This window comes from uncultured Anaerococcus sp. (assembly GCF_937934665.1).
Taxonomy (GTDB): domain Bacteria; phylum Bacillota; class Clostridia; order Tissierellales; family Peptoniphilaceae; genus Anaerococcus.
In genome coordinates, this window is the sequence record NZ_CALGYW010000064.1 from 64,268 (window position 1) to 84,552 (window position 20,285).

Here is a 20,285-nt window from a genome sequence, read left to right on the forward strand (position 1 = left end):
CAAAATTTTAACTTTATATATGATTTATATTAAGTATTTTAAAAACTTTTTTTATAAAAAATTATCGGGTACAATATATTTTGTCAGGAAGGAGGTATTATGAAAGATGTTTCTGTAAAAACTAAGGCAAAACTTTCTAATATTTTGGATGATGATTTGCTAGATGGCTTGATATGGGAAAATGACCTAACAGCTAAGGCTACTTATCTTAGAAAAAACTACGACTTTATTAATTCCGATGATGATAAACTCATTATGGAAGATAAGTTAAGTAAGCACTTCTACAAAGAACTAAGGAGTCTAGAGTATTTTCTAACAGGTCTTGAAAAAAAGTTTTACCAGCTGTATTTTTCTATTTACAAAATATATATGATTCAAGAAATAATTACAAGTATTCTAAATGGGTCATTGGCTGAAAACTTAGGCTATTTTAAAAATAGCCCTTATTATAAGGGAATGAGCCTTGATTTAGACACAAGCTTTAGAGATTTTATAGAAAGCCTTGATGATTACCATATAAAAAGAGTTCTTGAGCCTTTTTTAAATGAAAACATGGATAAGGATTCAATTATATTTTTATCATCAAACGCTCTTATAAAATCTTATTATAGAGAGCTTCTAAAATTAAGCGAAAAGTTTCCGTCTAAAGAAGCAAAACTTATTAAAAATTTCTTGGCAGAAGAGATAAATTTACTCAACTTTGAAATGCTTTATAGGCTTAAATCATTTTTTGATGTAAATGATAATGAAATCTTTAATTACTTAATTGAAGGCGGATACCTATATAATGGTCAGAGACTAAAAAAGATATCCGAGCTTAGTAAATATGAGCTTATAGAATATTTTAAAGCTAGTAAGTACAAATCTATATTTGAAGATGAAGATTTATTTTACAAAAATTTGCAGAATAAGAGGCTTAAGACTTTCAAAGATGAAATAATCAAAGAAAGATCTGAAATGCTCTATATAATTTCTGCTATGAATCTTTTATATTTAAATAAGAAAAATCTCATAGCTATTTTAGAAATGGATGATAAATACACTTATAGCCAAAAAGAAGAGTTGTTAATAGGAAGGTGAATATGGCAGTAGAGAAAATGCACCTGGTAAATATTACATCTAGGTTGGAAAATCTTAAAGATTTGCTATTAGATGTGGTAGATATAGGTCAAATTGAACCAATTGATGCTTTCAATCAGGTTGCCAGCAGAGCTTTTTCAGTTAAAGCGAATACAGAAAATATAGAGTTAACTGAAGATATGAACAATATTACAAGCTTTGAGGGCCTATCTAAGTCAGATAATGAAAAGATAACTTATCTAAAGAAATTTCTTGAAATTCATGATGATGAGGATTTAAATCAAAATAAAAAAGTTATTTCTATACAAAGACTTGAAGAATTATATGGTGATCTAGCTCCTTTAATAAAAAGGAGAGAAGAGCTTCTTGAAAAAAAGAAGGAGCTTTTAGATTTTAGAGCTAACTTGGAAGTACTTGATAAGGCTGATATTGATATAGAAAAAATAAAGGATCTTAAGTATTTTGATTATAGGTACGGTGAAGTATCTAAAGATGGTAGGTTCATCCTTAAAAATAATTATGAAAATATACCATCTCTTATAATCCACTTAGATAGTGAAGCTAAAAAGTCTGCTGATGCTTTAAATGAAATTTTCGAATTAGATAAGAAAACAAGTATCAGACGTGATGAAGTAGACAAGATAATCTTAAATGAGAGGGAAGAAAGTCTAAAAGCTGCATCCAGGATTGATTCTAAGTATTCTAATAAGATTCAAGATGAGATTATTAAGATAAATACAAAATATGACAGTGAAATTGCTGAACAAAGTGAAAAAATTAAAAGTGAATATAATAAACTTAGAGATGGAATAGATAATGTTTATAACAAGGAAGTAGATTCTCTAGTAGATTATGCTTTTGATATAGTTATAAAGGGGGATTAAATGACAGATAAGATAAAAAAATCAAAAGAAAATTATTTGTTAGTCTACCCTAAACAGGTTAAAGAAGATATAGGAAGAGTTGTTAATACTATGGGCTTTATTGATAAGGAAATACCTGATGATGATTTATCAGCAATCAATAAAGACTTAGGTGATATTGACTTAGAACTTAAAGAGCTAGAAACAAGTATCGAAGATATCAAATCTAAAAATAAAGATGTAGTAGATAACTTATCTAATTCTTTAGAATATTATGAAAAAAGTGATGAGTTAGTAGCAAAAATGGCTAAGGGTGATAAATACCTTTATCTATCTGGTTGGGTTCCTGATTCAAAAATTAATGATTTTGAAAATTTATCAAATAAATACGATGACACAACTGTTACAGTTAAGGAGGAATCAAATCAAGAACCTCCTACTAAACTTAAAAACAATAAATTATTTAGGCCGTTTGAATTTTTGGTAAACATGTATGGGGCACCAAATTATAACGAAATAGATCCAACCCCATTTTTTGCAATATCATACATGCTGTTGTATGGAATGATGTTTGGTGACTTAGGCCAAGGTTTGGTTTTCGTCCTCTTAAGTTTTTTAGTCGACAAGAAAAACAAAACTTTTGGTGCCCTTATCAGAAGAGTAGGATTTTCAGCATGTTTCTTTGGTTTAATGTACGGCTCAGTATTTGGTATAGAAACCCTCATACCAGCTATCCTAATAAAACCATTTGACAATATTATGAAAGTTCTAATTGCTTCAGTGGCCTTTGGTATAGGCTTACTTGTGATATCTTACTGTATGGGTATTTACAATAAACTTGTTAAACAAAAAAATATTGAAGAAGGTATATTTGGCAAAGAAGGTATAGCAGGTCTTATGATGATGGCTTCTTTTGTCTTATTAATTTTAAATATTGTAGGTAAAAATCCTATGCCTAAATCTGTTGGTATAACAATACTTATAGCTTCTATAGTGATGATAATTTTTTCAAAACCTATAGCAGCAAAAATAGAAAAAAGAGATGAGGTTTTTGAATCTAGTGCTTTTGACTATTATGTAGAAAGTTCATTTTCAATCATAGAAGCCCTACTATCTGTTTTTTCAAACCTTGTATCTTTTACAAGGGTTGGGGCCTTTGCTATAAACCACGTTGGTTTGTATATGGCCTTTGAAGTTATGAGTAAAATTGCAGGTGGAGGAATTAAAGGATTAATTATTTTAATTCTTGGTAATATACTTATCATAGGACTTGAAGGCATGATAGTATTTATCCAAGGTTTAAGACTAGAATTTTATGAAATGTTTAGTAAATATTACCAAGGTAATGGTCGTAAATTTAGACCGCTTAAAGAAAGTAAATAAAAGGAGAAATAATGATTAAATACACAGCAATGCTAGCATTAGCAGTAGTAATAATAACAATATATTCAGGTTTATACTTATTAAAAAATAACGAAGACTCATCAAAAAGCAAGATTAAAAAAGCTTTAAAGATGAACTTATTTACCTTTGTACCAATTATGATGATGATAGTAGTACTTATGATTCCATCAGGATCAAAAGCGGCAGAAACAGCAGCAACTGCTGGAGCAGCTTCTGATGGTCTTAGATATATAGGCGCAGCCCTTTCAACAGGTCTTGCAGCCATAGGTACTGGATACGCAGTAGGTACAGTTGGTTCTGCAGCTCTTGGAGCTATTTCAGAAGATCAATCTATTCTAGGTAGGACAATCATATTCGTAGGTCTTGCTGAAGGTATAGCTATCTTTGGTGTTATCATTTCAATCATGATTCTAAACGCATAAGATGAAAGCGAAAATATTAACTAATTCAGATAGTTTATTAACAATGTTTAGGCTCGGTGCAATTGAGGGTGAAATAGTAGGTCCTCATACTTTTGAGAATATCTTTGATAAATCTGTTGAGGATACTAATCTTGCAATTTTAATTATAACTAAGTCTGTTTATAAGGAAAATAAAAATAAAATTGATAATTTTAGGAAAGAAAATTCTATGCCTTTAATTGTAACCATTGATGGTTGAAAGGATGAAATATGCTAGATATAGAAGCAAAATTATCAAGCTTTAGAAAAATGGTTTGGGATGAAGAAAAAGAAAAGACAGATCAAGAATTATTCCAATCCACAGAAAAAAATTCATATTTTTTAGATAATAAAAACGAAACCCGTAAGGAAGATTTTGAAAAAAGAGTAAAAGATAGTGACGTTTTTCTAGAAATAAGAAAAAATGAAGAAATCTCCAAAATAAGCAAGGAAGAAAAAAATATGTTTTTCGCTTATAAGGAGCAATTGCTTGATGATTTTTATGAGAAATTAATAGATAAATTAAAGAATTATAGGAAGACTTGTGATTATAAGGATAGGCTTCAAAAAGAGATTGAGGGTAAAATCGTAGACCTTAATCTAAGTGAAGATGATATCATAGTTGCAGTTATTGAAGATGACCTTGATTTAATTAATTTTAAGCATGTAAAAAACATCGGTAAAAATAATATCGGTGGCTTTATGCTTATAGATATCAATAAAGAGTTTAGGTACAACTTTACCTATAAGCAAAAAATAAGAGAAAAGAAGTATGAATTTGGTAAAAAATTATACCAAGTTCTTGAAAGTGAGAGTTTTAATGAATCCAATAATTAAGACAATAAATGGGCCTGTTGTTTATGCCAAAAATGCTAGAAGTCTTAAAATAAAAGAGATGGTCTCTGTTGGAGAATTAAAGCTAATTGGCGAGGTTATATCAGTTGATGGTGATATAGCAACAATTCAGGTATACGAAGATACTTCAGGACTTAAGGTTGGAGAAGATATTATTTCAACATCTATGCCCCTATCAGTAAGGTTAGGTCCAGGTCTACTTGGAAATATGTTTGATGGTATCGAAAGACCCCTTAAAGATATAATGGATAAACATGGAGCTTTTATCCCATCTGGTATTGGTTTTGACAACCTAAATCTCGAAAAACAGTGGGATGTAAAGATCAAGTATAAAACTGGTGATAAAATTAAAAAATCAGATATCTACGCTACCATTAAAGAAACTGAAGTTATAGAACATAGATTATTATCAAATGTAGAAGGTAGAGTAATAGAAGCCAAAGAAGATGGTCTTTACAAACTTGAAGATACAGTTTTAAAGGTTGAAAATGACGAGGGTGTCCATGAATTAAAGCTTTATCAATATTGGCCAGTTAGAAATCCAAGACCAGTTAAAAAAGCTCTTGGACTTAAAAACCTACTTGTTACTGGCCAAAGGGTTCTAGACGTATTTTTCCCAATAGCAAAGGGTGGTACAGTTGCAATTCCAGGTGGTTTTGGTACAGGTAAAACTATGCTTCAACACCAACTAGCTCAGTATTCTGATGTAGACATAATTGTATATATAGGATGCGGTGAGAGGGGAAATGAGATGACCCAGGTACTTGAGGAATTCCCTGAACTTATTGACCCAAATACAGGCAAAGACCTCATGCAAAGGACAATACTTATTGCAAATACCTCTAACATGCCGGTAGCATCAAGAGAGGCTAGTATTTATACAGGTATAACAATTGCCGAGTATTTTAGAGATATGGGTTATGATGTAGCCCTCATGGCCGACTCTACTTCTAGGTGGGCAGAGGCCCTTAGAGAAATTTCTGCAAGACTTGAAGAAATACCAGCTGAAGAAGGATATCCAGCTTACCTTGCATCTAGGCTTTCTAAGTTTTATGAAAGGGCTGGTTATTTTGAGAACCTAAATGGTTCTAAGGGATCAGTTACCCTTATAGGTGCTGTTTCACCATCAGGTGGAGATTTCTCAGAACCTGTTACAGAAGCAACTAGAAGATCTGTAAATGTATTTTTAGGTCTTGATAGAAAACTTGCTTATTCAAGGCATTATCCTGCTATAAACTGGCTAACATCTTATACAAACTATCTAGATAAGATGAGAGATTTCTATAAGGAAACTTATAACTTGGATATAATCGGAGTAAGAAATAAGCTTATGAATGTCTTAATCGATGAAGAAGAGGTTAAATCAATCATGATGCTTGTAGGTTCTGACGCTTTATCTGATGAACAAAAAAATGTATTAGATGTGGCAAGCCTTATTAGAAATGGTTTCTTACAACAAAATGCCTACAATGATATAGATAAGTATGTACCAGTTAAGAAACAAATAATGATGCTAGATGTAATTAATAAGTACTATGATGTAAGTATTAGAGCTCTAAAAGACGGTGTTAGCTACAAAGATTTTTATGATTCAAGCTTATTAAATGACATTAGTCAGATGAAATATAACGTAGAAAATGATAAGATTGAAAAACTTAATGACTTAAGTAGAAAGATCGAAAATCATTTTGCAAGGTTAAGGGGGTAGGCTATTGAGAAAAGAATATACTAAAATTAAGAAAATTGAATCATCAATAATTGAAGTAGAAAAAGTTTCTGATATCGCTTATAACTCCCTAGTTTCAGTACATGCTGAGGGGATGGAATTTGTTGGTTCTGTTGTAATGGTAGATGAAGATACTGTTACCATAGAAGTTTATGCAAATACAGATAATTTTTCTATAGATGATATAGTTGTAAGTTTTCATGAAAAACCGCTAGAACTTCCTCTTAACGAAAATATATTGGGTAGGACCTTTAATGGTATAGGTGAACCTATTGATAATGGTGGAGAGATTTATTCTGATGATACCTACCCGGTTGAAGGCCTTGCTCTAAACCCAGTTGCTAGAGAATATCCTAGAGATTTTATCCAAACAGGTGTATCAGCTATAGATACTCTTACAACCCTCATTCGTGGTCAAAAGCTACCAATATTTTCTGGCTCAGGCCTACCTCATAATGAAATAGCAGCACAAATTATAAGACAAGCAAAACTTAAAACTGATGAGGACTTTGCCTTTGTCTTTGCAGCTATGGGCATAAAGAAAGATGAAGCTTTATTTTTCGAAGATGCTTTTTCTAAGGCTGGTGTTAAAGATAAGCTTGTAATGTATCAAAACTTAGCTGATTCGCCAATAATGGAAAGGCTTCTTGCGCCTAAGTGTGCGCTAACAGCAGCAGAATACTTAGCCTATAAAAAAGGCTACCATGTTCTTGTAATAATTACAGATATGACTTCATACTGTGAGGCTTTAAGGGAAGTATCCTCAATTAGAGGTGAAATTCCATCTAGAAAGGGCTATCCAGGCTACCTATATTCAAACCTAGCAAGTCTTTATGAAAGAGCAGGTATGATTGAAGGAGTAAAGGGATCAGTAACCCTTATTCCAATTCTTACAATGCCAAATGATGATATTACTCACCCAGTACCAGACCTTACAGGTTATATAACAGAAGGTCAGATAGTTATCGATAGAGGACTTTCAAGTAAGGGAGTTTATCCTCCTATAAATGTTCTTCCATCCCTATCAAGACTTATGAAAGATGGTATAGGTGAAGGCTATACAAGAAGTGACCATGAAGATGTGATGAACCAGCTTTATGAATCATATTCAAAGGTAATTGATGTTAGAAATATTGCACAAATTGTAGGTGAAGAAGATTTATCAGATGTTGATAAAAAATACCTAAAATTTGGAGAAGTTTTTGAAAATAAATTCTTATCCCAAGGTCAAAATGAAAATAGAGAGCTTGAAGAGAGCTTAGACCTTGCTTGGGATATATTAAAGATCCTACCAAGAACTGAATTACACAGGGTATCTGAGAAAAATCTTGATAAGTTTATAGGTAAGATTGATGAATAACGAAACAATAGCTAGTAAGGCAAATTTAATCAAGGCAAAAGATGAGCTAAAACTATTAGAAGTTGGTCTAGATATACTAGATAAGAAGAGAAAAGCTTTGATGAATGCTCACGATAGCATAATTAAAGAAAGAGATGGGCTAAACATTAAGGTTAATGAAACTATGGCAAGGGTAAGCCATAGTTTTAATAAGGCCCTTGCAAGTATTGGTGAAGAGAAGCTAGAAAACCTAGCTGGTCTTATCCCGATAGATAACTCTATAAGCCTTAAGGCCATTAAATTTATGCAGACTGATATGGCTAAGATAGCATTTGAAGACAAAAAGTTAACCCTATCTTATTCCTTTTATCAGACTAACGCGCTTTTAGATAAGGCTATTATAGATTTTAATAAACTTAGGTCAGATATTTTTAAACTTGCTGAGCTAGATAGTGCTATAAACAATCTAGAAATAGAAATTAGAAAAGCAAACAAAAAAGTTAACAGTCTAGAAAAAATCCAGATACCAAATAAAACGGATCTTATCAAAAATATTTCACAAAGCTTGGAAGAGAAAGAAAGAGAAGAATTTTCTAAAACAAAAATTGTTAAAAGAAATAAAATTAAAAAGTCATCGTAGGAATAAAACTACGATGACTTTTTGTTTACAATTTTTATTTTCTCTTAGATGGTCTTACCATATTTACTTCTAAAGGGGCAACCTTATCGTGGTCTATAATACCATCATCATATTGATTTTTTTGCATGGATGCTGAAAGAGCAAAGCCAATACATACTAAAATTAGTAATTGGAAGGTACCTCCATTTGAGAAAAATGGTAGGGGGATACCCGTAACAGGCATGATACCAATTGTCATACCAATATTTTCAAAAATATGGATAAAGATAAGCCCCGCTATACCAGTTACTAAAAGGCTTATAAAGGTATTATTAGATGATTTTGCTATATTAATTAGTCTTAATATTAGGATTGTAAATAAAATAATCATAATTATAGCACCAATAAAACCTAATTCCTCAGCTAAAACTGAAAAAATAAAGTCGGTCTCTTTTTCAGGAATATAGCCATACTGGGACTGGCTGCCGTTTAAATAACCTCTTCCATTTAACATACCAGAACCGATTGCTATCATTCCTTGTTGTTGTTGCCAGTTAGATCCTGACGCATCCCTAGAAGGGTTTAAGAAGTTTTCAATCCTATCTGCCCTAAAGCCGCTTAGGTTTGCCAGTAAGAAAACCGCCAAGGCAATTCCGATAGCTGCTAAAATACCAATCCATTTCCAAGATAATCCAGCCACAAAGATCATAGCAGCTATAAAAAATACGTATACCATAGATGTACCAAAATCTGGTTGGAGTAGGATTAGTCCGATTGGTAAACCTACAAAGACTATGGTTAAAAGTAGAGTAAGGGGTGAGTTGATTGTGTACTTATACTTATCTAAAAAGGCAGCTAAGCTAAAGATAAGGATAATTTTAGATATTTCTGCTGGTTGGAAGGAAAAAGATCCAATATAAATCCAACTTCTTGCACCCCATTCATCAAGGCCTCGTCCAATAAACAAGGTAATTATTAAGACAAGGATCATAAGTCCATAAAAGACCCAATAGGGTTTTTTAACTACATCTAAATCCAAAGTACAGATGGCAGCTATTAGCAAAAATCCCAAAATTGTTGAAATAATTTGAGTTTTGATAGCAGCGAAGTTACCACCATAGGCCGAATACAATACAACTAAACCAAATACTGATAGGGCCAAAGTTGCAAGGAATAACAGGATGTCAAAATCCTTAAAATTTTTCTTTTTTAAATTAAACATTATATCACTCCAGTTCCTATACATTATATAACAGATTTTAAGCAAATACAATTTTAGCAGTGAAAAATAAGACTAGTATAATATTTAAAAAGGTTGGTGATATTATTTTAAGTAGAAAAGAAATAGGAGAAGTCCTAGAAATAATAGATAAAATGTATCCGGATGTTGATCGTTCTATGCTTGAATTTACAACATCATTTGAACTTTTGGTAGCTACTATCCTATCGGCACAAGCTACTGATATTAGCGTCAATAAGGTGACTAAAGAGATGTTTAAGATAGCTAATACTCCAGAAGATTTTGCAAAAATGGATATAAAAGAATTAGAAAATCACATTAGGACTATAGGAATTTATAGAAACAAGGCTAAAAATATTAAAGCAGCAAGCAAAATCCTTATTGAAGATTATAATTCAGAAGTTCCTGCAGATAAGAAAGAACTGCAAAAATTGCCTGGTGTAGGGAGAAAAACTGCCAATGTAGTTTGTGCTAATGCCTTTGGCATACCATCTATAGCAGTAGATACCCATGTATTCAGGGTAGCAAATAGGATAGGTCTTGCCGAAGCCAGCAATGTAGATAAGACTCAAGATCAGTTAGAGGAAAATCTTGATAGGTCAAGATGGTCTAAAACTCACCATCAACTTATAACCCATGGCAGGACCCTTTGTAAGGCTAGAAATCCACTATGTGAACAATGCGATATAAATAGGTTATGTTTATATTATAGGGGGGACCATGATTAAATTATTTGCTTTTGACCTAGATGGTACGGTTCTTGGTAATAATTCTAAGCTAGGTAAATCAAGCATCGAAGCTATAAAAAAACTTGATGATGCTGGCATAAAGGTTGTCCTAGCAAGTGGTAGAGTTTTTTCTTCTATAAAACATATTCAAAGTTTGCTAACAATTTCTGGGCCAATAGTTTCCACAAATGGTAGTCTTATAAGTTTAGATGGAGAAGAAATCTATAAGACTTATTATATAGAAGATGATCTTTTAATAGCCTTATATAATTTTTGTTTAAAGCATAAATTAGATTTTCACTTTTATGATGAAGACACCTATTACACAAATAGATTAAATCTTAGAAGAATAAAACACTTAAAAATTGATAATGATTATGGATTGAACTATCAAGTTGGTTTAATAATTAAAAATGACCCTGTTTCTTATATAATAAGCCAAGGGAAAAAAGCTCTTAAATTTCAGATTATAGGTATAGATGAAAATGACCTGTCTAGAGATAAAATTATTGATATGTTAAAGAATGAAATTGGAGAAGAACTTTATATTACTGCATCTGGTGATCATTTATTAGAGATAGGAAATAAAAATGCTACAAAATGGTCTTCTATTGAAGAGATTTGTAAAAAATTGGGTATATATAGTAATGAGGTTGCAGCTATAGGCGATGCTTATAACGATCTACCAATGGTTATGGGCGCTGGCCTAGGTTTTGCAATGGGAAATGCTAAAGATAAGTTAAAAGAAGTAGCAGATGTTATAGTAGGTAATAATGAGCAAGGTGGAATCTTAGAGGCTGTAAATTATGTTTTAGAGGTAAATAAAAATGTTTAATATAGTACTTCTAATGCCGGAGCATCCTGGCAATGTAGGTAATATTGCTAGAACTTGTGTCCTGACAGAATCAAGGTTACACTTGGTTAGACCCTTTAAGTTTAACCTATCAGACAAGTATCTTAAAAAAGCTGGTATTGACTACCGGGATCAAGTAGATCTTATAATCCATGATAGCTTAGATGAGTTTATGGAATATTTAGAGGGTAAAAATTTTTATTTACTAGAAACACCTAGTGAAAATAGGTATGTAGATGTGGAATTTAAAGACGGTGATTATTTAATATTTGGTCGTGAAAAAGAAGGCATAGATGAAAGTTTTATTAAGGCTTATAAAGATAAAGTAATTACTATACCAATGACACCTAATATAAGTAGGTCTTTAAATCTGGCGAATTCTGTATCTATAGTTTTATATGAGGCATTAAGACAAATAGATTTTAAATTTTAATAAGGAGATATATGTACGATATAATTATAATTGGTGGTGGTCCAGCAGGTTTAAGTGCGGGCCTATACGCTGGTAGAAGTAAGTTAAAAACACTTATTATAGAAAAAGACATATCAGGCGGTCAAATATCTGGAACTGCCTTTGTAGAAAATTATCCAGGTTCTATAGAAGATCCAACAGGTATGGGACTTTCTGAAAGAATGGAAGAACAGGCCAAAGAATACGCTGATATTGTTTTTGAAAACGTGGAAGAGGTTAATCTTGACGGTGAAGTTAAAACCGTAAAGACTGACTCTAATGAATACCAAGCTAAGGTTATTATAATTTCAACTGGAGCTAAACCAAGAAAACTTGATGCCCCAGGTGAACAAGAATTTGCAAATAGGGGAGTGTCTTACTGTGCAACATGTGATGGTCCTTTTTACCAAGGTTTAGATATTTATGTTGTAGGTGGTGGAGATGCGGCTCTTGAAGAAGCAAATTACCTTACTCGTTTTGGAAAATCAGTAACAATCATTCACAGAAGGGATGAATTTAGAGCAAGCGGCGTTGTTGTAGAAAATGTTAAAAATAATCCCAAGATTAAATTTGAGTATGACAGCGTAGTAAAAGAAATCAGGGGTGATAAGGAAGTAAAGGAAATAGTCTTAGAAAATGTTAAGACTAAGGAAGAAAAAATCATTAAAAAAGAAGATGGGTCACCTATAGGAGTCTTTGTATTCATAGGTAATATTGCTCAAACAGACTTATTTAAAGATAAGGTTAGGATGGAAAATGGGTATATAATTACTGATGAGGATATGAAGACTAATATAGAAGGTGTCTTTGCAGTTGGTGATACTAGGAAAAAAGCTGTTAGACAAGCGGTTACTGCAGCTAGTGATGGTTGTATAGCAGCTATCATGGCTAATAAATATATAGAGAGTAAATCCTGGTAAACTAATTGACAAACTAATAACAAAATGTATATTAATTGAGTAGAAAGAATTTTTAGGAGGCAATAATGACAACAAGAGTAGCAATTAACGGATTTGGTAGAATTGGACGTCTTACCTTAAGAAGAATCGCAGCAGTAGAAGATAATATCGAAGTAGTAGCAATAAACGACCTTATTGACAAAAAAGGTCTACTATATGCTTTCAAATATGATACTGCTCAAGGTAGATTTGACGGCGATGCTGAATTAACAGATAACGGATTTAAAATCAACGGTAAAGACATCAAAGTTTTTGCTGAAAGAAATCCAGAAGATCTTCCATGGAAAGATTTAGATGTTGATATCGTTCTTGAATGTACAGGATTCTTTACAGAAAAAGAAAAAGCTGAAGCTCACATCAAAGCAGGAGCTAAAAAAGTTCTTATTTCAGCACCAGGTAAAGGCGATTTAAAAACTATAGTTTATGGTGTAAACCATGAAATCCTTGATGGTTCAGAAACAGTTGTTTCAGGCGCAAGCTGTACAACAAACTGTCTAGCACCAATGGTTAATGTACTATTAAAAGAATTTGGATTTGTTTCAGGACAAATGTCAACAATCCACGCATATACAGCAACTCAAGCTATCCAAGATACACCTGCAACTAAAAAAGACCTTAGAGGCGGAAGAGCAGCAGCTCAAAACACAATCCCAGCTTCAACAGGTGCAGCTAAAGCAGTTGGTAAGGTAATACCTGAAGTTGATGGTATCCTTGATGGATCAGCTCTAAGAGTTCCAACAATCACAGGCTCTGTTACTGAACTTTACTCAGTTCTTGAAAAGAAAGTAACTGTTGAAGAAGTAAACGCAGCTATGAAAAAATATTCTAACGATGCTTTTGCATATGAAACAGATGATATAGTTTCAAGTGATATTATCGGTTACCCAGCAGGTTCTGTATTTGACTCTCAACTAACAAAAATAGTTGAAGGTGAAAATGGAGCACAACTTGTTAAAACTGTTGCTTGGTATGATAACGAAATGGGATATGTTTCTAACCTAGTTAGAACACTTGATTATCTAGCAAATCTTTAAGAGTATTAAACAGGCGAGATAATATCTCGCCTTTTTTACGAGGTGAATAATGAATAAAAAAACAGTAAAGGATTTAGATGTAAAAGGTAAAAAAGTCCTAGTTAGAGTGGACTTCAATGTACCTTTATCAAAAGAAGAAAAAGGAAAAATAGCGGATGACGCTAGGATAAAGGCAGCTATTCCTACAATTAACTACCTATCAGAAAATGGAGCTAAGGTTATCCTTATGAGCCACTTAGGTAGACCAAAAGGGGAAGCTAATCCTGAATTTGCGTTGAAACCAGTAGCTGATTACCTAGAAAATTTTTATGGCGGTCAATTTAGATTTATACCATCTCCTGAAGTAGTTGATGAAAAAGTTAAAGAAGAAGTTAGCAAGCTCGAAGATGGTCAAATTGCACTTCTTGAAAATACAAGATATAGAGCTGAAGAAACAAAAAATGGAGAAGAATTTGCTAAAGAATTAGCATCACTTGCTGACTTATATGTAAATGATGCCTTTGGTACAAGCCACAGGGCCCACGCTTCAAATGTTGGTGTAGCAAGTATTCTTCCATCAGCAGTAGGTTTCCTAATTGAAAAAGAAATAGAAGTTATGGGTAAAGCTCTAGAAAGTCCTGACCATCCTTTTGTTTCAATCTTAGGTGGAGCAAAAGTTTCTGATAAGATTGGTGTAATAGAAAATCTTATAACAAAAGTAGATACAATCCTAATCGGTGGGGGTATGGCTTATACCTTCCTAAAGGCTATGGGTAAAGAAATAGGTCAGTCACTTCTTGAAGAAGATAAGATGGATTTATCCTTGGAATTAATGAAAAAAGCAAAGGCCAACGAAGTAGAAATCCTTCTACCAATTGATGTTGTTATCGCTGATAAAATTGAGGCGGGTGTGGATACGGAAATAGTAGACATAGATAGCATACCTGAAGATAAAGAAGCGTTAGACATCGGACCAAAAACAGCTGAACTTTTTGCAGATAAAATTAAGGACGCAAAGACAGTTGTATGGAATGGACCAATGGGAGTATTTGAAATAAAAGAATTCTCAAACGGTACTAATGAAGTTGCAAAAGCCCTTGCTGAATCAGAAGCTGTTACTATCGTAGGTGGCGGAGATAGCGCCCTTGCTATAGAAATGGCCGGCCTAAAAGATAAAATAACCCACGTTTCAACAGGTGGTGGAGCAAGCTTAGAGTTTCTAGAAGGTAAAGACCTACCAGGTATAACCGCTATTGAAGATAAGTAAGGAGAAATAAATGCGTAAACCAGTTATAGTTGGAAATTGGAAAATGAACAAGACACCTAGTGAAGCTAGGGCTTTACTTGAAGAAGTAAAGGCACTTGACCTTGATGAAAATGTTGAAAAAGGATTTTGTGTACCAGCAATAGACTTGCTTGTAGCTAAAGAAGTACTCGAGGGTACAGGTATTAACTACGGTGCTGAAAACATGTATTTTGAAGAAAGTGGTGCATTTACAGGTGAAATATCCCCACTAATGCTAAAAGATGTTGATGCAAAATACGTAATCCTAGGTCACTCTGAAAGAAGAGAATATTTTAAAGAATGTGACTGCCTTATAAATAAAAAGGTAAAATCTGCACTTGATCATGACCTAATTCCAATCCTATGTGTAGGTGAAACTCTTGAAGAAAGAGAAGAAAACAAGCAAGAAGAAAAAGTAAAAGACCAATTAATAAAAGGTTTAAAAGATGTAAGTGAATCTGATATAGAAAAAGTAATTATAGCTTATGAACCAATATGGGCTATAGGTACAGGTAAAACAGCTTCAGCAGAAGATGCTGATGATATGTGTGGTTTTATAAGAAACTTCATCAAAGAAACTTACAGTGAAGAAGCAAGCGAAAAGATTAGAATCCAATATGGTGGTTCTATGAAACCTGCAAATGTAAAAGAATTACTTACCAAAGAAAATATAGACGGTGGTCTTATTGGTGGAGCAAGTTTAAAAGCAACTGATTTCGAACAATTAGTTAATTTCAAAAAATAAAAGGAGAATAGTATGAGCTTAATAACAAGTATATATGCAAGACAAATTATCGATTCAAGAGGAAACCCAACTGTAGAAGTAGAAGTTGAAACAGAACTTGGCGGTTTCGGTAGAGCAAGTGTACCATCAGGTGCATCAACAGGTGAATGGGAAGCTGTTGAACTTAGAGATGATGATAAAGACTATTTCCAAGGAAAATCAGTTCTTAAAGCGGTAGAAAATGTAAACGAAATTATAGCAGAAGAATTAGAATACAACTTTGATGTAACAGATCAAATTGGTGTTGACAATGCTATGATCGAACTTGATGGTACAGAAAACAAGGCGAAACTAGGTGCTAACGCAATCCTTGGCGTATCACTTGCTGTTGCAAAGGCAGCTGCTGATGAACTAGGTATGCCACTATATAACTACATTGGTGGAACAAATGCAAAACTTCTACCCACTCCAATGATGAACATCTTAAACGGTGGTGAACACGCAGATAACTCAGTAGATATCCAAGAGTTTATGATTTTCCCACTAGGTGCAGAAAACTTCTCACAAGCCCTACAAATGGGTGCAGAAGTATTCCATAACTTAAAATCAGTTCTTGCGTCAAAGGGATATTCTACATCAGTAGGTGATGAAGGTGGATTTGCTCCAAACCTTAAATCAAACGAAGAAGCGCTAGAAACAATAGTAGAAGCTATCAAAAAATCTGGATATGAACCAGGAAAAGATATCTATATAGCTATGGACTGTGCTTCATCTGAATTCTACAACAAAGAAGATGGTAAATACCACTTAGATGGAGAAGGAACAGTTAAAACAGCAGACGAAATGATCGAATGGTTAGAACAACTAGTTGACAAATATCCAATCATCTCAATTGAAGACGGCCTTGACGAAAATGACTGGGAAGGTTGGGGCAGACTAACAGAAAGACTTGGAAAGAAAGTTCAACTTGTAGGTGATGACCTATTTGTTACAAATACTGAAAAACTTCAAAAAGGTATTGAAGAAGGTGTAGCTAACTCAATTCTTATCAAAGTAAACCAAATTGGTACACTTACAGAAACACTTAACGCTATTGAAATGGCTAAAGAAGCTGGATACACTGCAGTAGTTTCACACAGATCAGGTGAAACAGAAGACGTAACTATTTCTGATCTAGTAGTAGCAGTTAACGCTGGACAAATTAAAACTGGTGCACCTTCAAGAACAGACAGAGTTGCAAAATACAACCAACTTCTAAGAATTGAAGATGAACTTTGGGATGATGCTAGATTTAAAGGTCTAGATGCCCTATATAATTTAAAATAAGATTTTAGTTTTAGGCTTGCTTTCTTAATTTAGAAAGCAAGTCTTTTCTTATTTATATTGAAAAATAAGGCAACTTGTGGTATTATAAAACAGTATGAACGGAGGTGTCTATATGTCAAATTTTCTTGCAGTAATCATGATGATTGCATCAGCAATAGTTATAGTTGCAGTTACATTACAAGATCCTAAAACTGACGGACTGGGAGCATTGTCTGGAACAAAGACTAATGTTTTTGGTAAAAGTGCACATAAATCAAAAAACGAAATGTTAGATAAGGTTGTTATTTTTGGAGGAGTACTTTTATTTTTAGGAAGTATAATATTTATAGCAATAAATTAAGAGGGGGTCAAGGGTGACTCCTTTTTTTATTATAGGTGGCAAGGAGCAAGTATGAACGTAAAAGAACTAATAATAAATTTAATATACGATGACGATTATAGCCCAATGACTTTAAAGGAATTAGAACTTTATTTGAAGGCTGATAAGTATACAAAATCTGCTGTAAAAGACATAGTAGACGAACTCGTAAAAGAAAATAAAATTAGAATATCAAATAAAAAAAGAATACTACCCCTAACTGAAGAAGAAATAAATCTTAAAGGAAAGATTTCAATAGCAGCAGGAGGCTATGGTTTTTTCATATCAGATAACAAAGATTTTGATGATGTATATATATCTAGAGATAAGCTTAAGGGTGCTCATAATAACGACAAGGTAAGAATAAACATCATAAGAGAAAAACATAAGGGCAAAAATGCTGAGGGAGAAATAGTAGAGATCCTTGAAAGGGCTAATGAAGAGCTCATAGGTACCTTCCAGTCCAGTAAAAAATTTGGATTTGTAATATGCGATGATAGGTCACACCCTGATGATATCTATATTGAGAAAAAATATTCCATGGGTGCCAAAAATGGGGATAAGGTAGTAGTAGAAATAATATCTTATCCGAAATCAGGAAATCCTGAGGGAAGAATTGTAGAAATAATTGGTGGTAAAAATGATAAGAATATAGATGTTCTATCAATAATTAGACAAGAAAAAATCCCAACTGAGTTTTCCAAACAAACTAAGAAAGGATTATTATTTATAAATGATGTAGTAGGAAGCGATGAATTAAAAGATAGAACAGATTTTTCTCAGTCATATACAGTAACCATAGACGGTAGGGATTCAAAAGACTTTGATGATGCTATATCTATAGAAAAAAACGGTAATAATTACGACCTATATGTACACATAGCAGATGTAAGTCATTATGTAAAAAGGCATACAGCCCTAGATGATGATGCTTATGAGAGAGGAAATTCCACCTATCTTTATAATATAGTAATTCCTATGTTACCAGAAAAACTTTCTAATGGAGTTTGCTCCTTAAATCCAGGAGAAATTCGCCTTACTCTTACAGCTAAGATGACCATAGATAAAAGGGGCAAGGTTCTAGATAATAATTTCTATAAATCCTATATTGTATCAGATAAGAGACTTGTCTATGACGATGTAAATAATTTTCTAGAAGGGGATAAAGAAGTCTATGATAATGAAGTCCTAAAAGAAAAACTAGAGCTCTTTGATGAACTTTACAAGATATTAAGAAAGTCTCGTGAAAATCGTGGATCTATAGATTTTAACTTTGAGGAAAGCCAGATTGATGTCTCAGAAGATGGTAAAGTTTTAAGTATCGAGGCACTTGAAAGAGGCCCAGGCAATAAGATGATTGAGGAATTTATGCTTATAGCTAATGAAACTGTAGCAAGTTTGTTTGCTTATATGGATTTTCCATTTATCTATAGGATTCACGAAAAACCAAGTGAAGAAAAACTTGATGGTTTTAAAAGAGCATTAAATGCTATGGGCTACAATATCAAGGGAAGTGAGCTTCACCCTAAAGACTTCCAAAATATCTTAAAAGAAGTGGAAGGGAAAAAGGAAGAAAAAATCATTAATATGCTCATGTTAAGGACTATGAAAAAAGCTAAGTATGCAAACTATAATGATATACATTTCGGCCTTTCTACAAAGTTTTACACTCATTTTACAGCCCCTATAAGAAGGTACCCTGACCTAATAGTGCATAGGGTTTTAAAATATTTTATTGAAAATAGGTTAAATAAGATAAATCAGACAAGCTTAGAGTCAAACCTTGAAGAAGCTTCTGAGCACTTATCTATAACAGAAAGACGCAGTGAAGAGGCTGAAAGAGCTGTAGAAGACTTAATGAAATGTAAGTATATGACTCGCTTTATTGGAGAAAAATTTGAAGGAAAAATCTCTTCTATAACTGAATTTGGGATGTTTATAGAGCTTGATAATACAGTAGAAGGTCTATTTATGTATAAGTTTTCTGACCATAGGTATGATTTTTTAGAAGATAGTCTAAAAGCTTTTGATGTAGACACAAAAAAATATTATTCAATTGGTGAGGAAGTTAAAATAAGGGTCATAAATGTCGACCTAGTTAAAAGAGAAATAGACTTTTATTTGGAGGATTGTGATGAAATTATTAGCCAACAATAAAAAAGCCTTTCATGATTATTTTATAGAAGAAAGATATGAAGCAGGTCTTGAACTAAAGGGAAGTGAAGTAAAATCCATAAAAGCAGGTAAGGTTTCAATCAAAGAAGCCTTTATATCTGACCATAAGGGGGAGATGTTTGTCTATGGTATGCATGTAACTCCTTACAAGGAAGGATATGATAAGATTGATCCGACCAGAACGAGAAAACTTTTGCTCCATAAAAAAGAAATAAATAAACTAATAGGCAAGAAAACAGCGGATGGTTATACCCTTGTACCACTTAAAGTTTATGAAAATAATGGTCTAGTTAAGATAGAAATCGCCTTAGCCAAGGGTAAAAAACTCTACGATAAAAGAGAATCCATCAAAAGAAAAGATGATAAGAGACGCATGGAAAGAGCTATGAAGAATTATTAAAATTATGAATTACATTAGAATGAGCGAAAAAGATTTGGATATTATCACAAGTCTTTATGTAAAATACTATAATGAAAATGAAGATGGAATTTGGACTTTTAAGAAGGCCTACAAAAGGATTAGGCAAGTACTATTAACTCCTGATTCCTATTGCCTTATCCAAGAAATTAATGGCCTTTATACCGGATTTTTGATGGGCTATATAAAAGAATATGATGATTTGAAATCTTACTTTCTAGAAGAAATTGTCGTTTTTAAAGATTTTCAAGATAAGGGTCTTGGGTCCTTATTAATTAATGAACTTGAAAGACAATTATTAGATCTTGATATAAGTATGATTGAATTAATGAGTGTAAATGATACCAAACACTTACATTTTTATGAAAAATTTTCATTTGAGAAGTCAAATAACCTATTAGTTATGAGTAAATTTCTATAAATATTAAA

The 20,285-nt window shown here is 32.8% G+C and carries 22 protein-coding genes; 21 read left to right on the forward strand and 1 reads right to left on the reverse strand.

All coding sequences use genetic code 11. The annotated features are described in order from the left end of the window. The first annotated feature begins 99 nt into the window (after positions 1 to 99). The 9 genes from Q0410_RS03665 to Q0410_RS03705 are packed head-to-tail and all read left to right on the forward strand — an operon-like array spanning position 100 to position 8,347. Positions 100 to 1,080, forward strand: coding sequence for a V-type ATPase subunit (locus tag Q0410_RS03665; RefSeq protein ID WP_299032923.1), 981 nt, complete (start codon positions 100 to 102; stop codon positions 1,078 to 1,080). A 2-nt stretch (positions 1,081 to 1,082) separates the two neighbouring features. Further along, a complete protein-coding gene (locus Q0410_RS03670; RefSeq protein WP_299032925.1) occupies positions 1,083 to 1,964 on the forward strand; it encodes a hypothetical protein in 882 nt (293 codons plus the stop codon). Beyond that, positions 1,965 to 3,326: a V-type ATP synthase subunit I gene (locus tag Q0410_RS03675; RefSeq protein ID WP_299032927.1), complete on the forward strand. Its 1,362-nt coding sequence runs from the start codon at positions 1,965 to 1,967 to the stop codon at positions 3,324 to 3,326. An 11-nt stretch (positions 3,327 to 3,337) separates the two neighbouring features. After that, positions 3,338 to 3,769, forward strand: coding sequence for an ATP synthase subunit C (locus Q0410_RS03680; RefSeq protein ID WP_299032929.1), 432 nt, complete (start codon positions 3,338 to 3,340; stop codon positions 3,767 to 3,769). Between the two features lies 1 nt (position 3,770). Further along, positions 3,771 to 4,007, forward strand: a complete 237-nt coding sequence (locus Q0410_RS03685; RefSeq protein WP_299032931.1) for a V-type ATP synthase subunit F — start codon at positions 3,771 to 3,773, stop codon at positions 4,005 to 4,007. Between the two features lie 11 nt (positions 4,008 to 4,018). Then, entirely contained in the window at positions 4,019 to 4,624 is a 606-nt protein-coding gene (locus Q0410_RS03690) for an ATPase (protein ID WP_299032933.1), read from the forward strand. Further along, a complete protein-coding gene (locus tag Q0410_RS03695) occupies positions 4,608 to 6,350 on the forward strand; it encodes a V-type ATP synthase subunit A (protein WP_299032935.1) in 1,743 nt (580 codons plus the stop codon). The genes Q0410_RS03690 and Q0410_RS03695 overlap by 17 nt, the downstream gene beginning before the upstream one ends. A gap of 4 nt (positions 6,351 to 6,354) precedes the next feature. Then, positions 6,355 to 7,728: a V-type ATP synthase subunit B gene (locus Q0410_RS03700; protein WP_299032937.1), complete on the forward strand. Its 1,374-nt coding sequence runs from the start codon at positions 6,355 to 6,357 to the stop codon at positions 7,726 to 7,728. Further along, a complete protein-coding gene (locus Q0410_RS03705) occupies positions 7,721 to 8,347 on the forward strand; it encodes a V-type ATP synthase subunit D (RefSeq protein ID WP_299032939.1) in 627 nt (208 codons plus the stop codon). The genes Q0410_RS03700 and Q0410_RS03705 overlap by 8 nt, the downstream gene beginning before the upstream one ends. Before the next feature lie 34 nt (positions 8,348 to 8,381). Here Q0410_RS03705 and rodA read toward each other — a convergent pair whose 3' ends face one another. Then, a complete protein-coding gene (rodA, locus tag Q0410_RS03710) occupies positions 8,382 to 9,548 on the reverse strand; it encodes a rod shape-determining protein RodA (protein WP_299032941.1) in 1,167 nt (388 codons plus the stop codon). Positions 9,549 to 9,649: 101 nt separating this feature from the next. Here rodA and nth point away from each other — a divergent pair, with 101 nt between their 5' ends. The 12 genes from nth to Q0410_RS03770 all read left to right on the forward strand — a co-directional run bounded on the left by nth (position 9,650) and on the right by Q0410_RS03770 (position 20,277). Then, a complete protein-coding gene (nth, locus tag Q0410_RS03715; protein ID WP_299033022.1) occupies positions 9,650 to 10,294 on the forward strand; it encodes an endonuclease III in 645 nt (214 codons plus the stop codon). Continuing rightward, complete coding sequence (locus tag Q0410_RS03720) at positions 10,287 to 11,129, forward strand: HAD family hydrolase (RefSeq protein WP_299032943.1); 843 nt, start codon at positions 10,287 to 10,289, stop codon at positions 11,127 to 11,129. Before nth ends, Q0410_RS03720 begins: the two co-directional genes overlap by 8 nt. Next, complete coding sequence (locus Q0410_RS03725; protein WP_299032945.1) at positions 11,122 to 11,580, forward strand: tRNA (cytidine(34)-2'-O)-methyltransferase; 459 nt, start codon at positions 11,122 to 11,124, stop codon at positions 11,578 to 11,580. The genes Q0410_RS03720 and Q0410_RS03725 overlap by 8 nt, the downstream gene beginning before the upstream one ends. Positions 11,581 to 11,591: 11 nt before the next feature. Beyond that, positions 11,592 to 12,518, forward strand: a complete 927-nt coding sequence (gene trxB / locus Q0410_RS03730) for a thioredoxin-disulfide reductase (protein ID WP_299032947.1) — start codon at positions 11,592 to 11,594, stop codon at positions 12,516 to 12,518. Positions 12,519 to 12,583: 65 nt separating this feature from the next. Further along, positions 12,584 to 13,591, forward strand: coding sequence for a type I glyceraldehyde-3-phosphate dehydrogenase (gap, locus tag Q0410_RS03735; RefSeq protein ID WP_299032949.1), 1,008 nt, complete (start codon positions 12,584 to 12,586; stop codon positions 13,589 to 13,591). 49 nt (positions 13,592 to 13,640) lie between these two features. Further along, positions 13,641 to 14,837: a phosphoglycerate kinase gene (gene pgk / locus Q0410_RS03740; protein ID WP_299032951.1), complete on the forward strand. Its 1,197-nt coding sequence runs from the start codon at positions 13,641 to 13,643 to the stop codon at positions 14,835 to 14,837. A 10-nt stretch (positions 14,838 to 14,847) separates the two neighbouring features. Then, the gene (gene tpiA, locus Q0410_RS03745; protein ID WP_299032953.1) at positions 14,848 to 15,600 is read left to right on the forward strand and encodes a triose-phosphate isomerase; all 753 of its coding nucleotides are present in this window, start codon (positions 14,848 to 14,850) and stop codon (positions 15,598 to 15,600) included. A gap of 12 nt (positions 15,601 to 15,612) precedes the next feature. Further along, entirely contained in the window at positions 15,613 to 16,905 is a 1,293-nt protein-coding gene (gene eno, locus Q0410_RS03750; RefSeq protein WP_299032955.1) for a phosphopyruvate hydratase, read from the forward strand. Between the two features lie 112 nt (positions 16,906 to 17,017). Next, positions 17,018 to 17,245, forward strand: a complete 228-nt coding sequence (gene secG, locus Q0410_RS03755) for a preprotein translocase subunit SecG (protein WP_299032958.1) — start codon at positions 17,018 to 17,020, stop codon at positions 17,243 to 17,245. A gap of 51 nt (positions 17,246 to 17,296) precedes the next feature. After that, entirely contained in the window at positions 17,297 to 19,420 is a 2,124-nt protein-coding gene (rnr, locus tag Q0410_RS03760) for a ribonuclease R (RefSeq protein ID WP_299032960.1), read from the forward strand. Then, positions 19,398 to 19,838 (forward strand): SsrA-binding protein SmpB, encoded by a 441-nt coding sequence (smpB, locus tag Q0410_RS03765; protein ID WP_299032962.1) that lies wholly within the window; start codon positions 19,398 to 19,400, stop codon positions 19,836 to 19,838. Before rnr ends, smpB begins: the two co-directional genes overlap by 23 nt. A gap of 4 nt (positions 19,839 to 19,842) precedes the next feature. Beyond that, positions 19,843 to 20,277 carry a GNAT family N-acetyltransferase gene (locus tag Q0410_RS03770; protein ID WP_299032964.1) on the forward strand — a complete coding sequence of 145 codons (435 nt, stop codon included), beginning with the start codon at positions 19,843 to 19,845 and terminating at the stop codon, positions 20,275 to 20,277. Positions 20,278 to 20,285 lie beyond the last annotated feature (8 nt).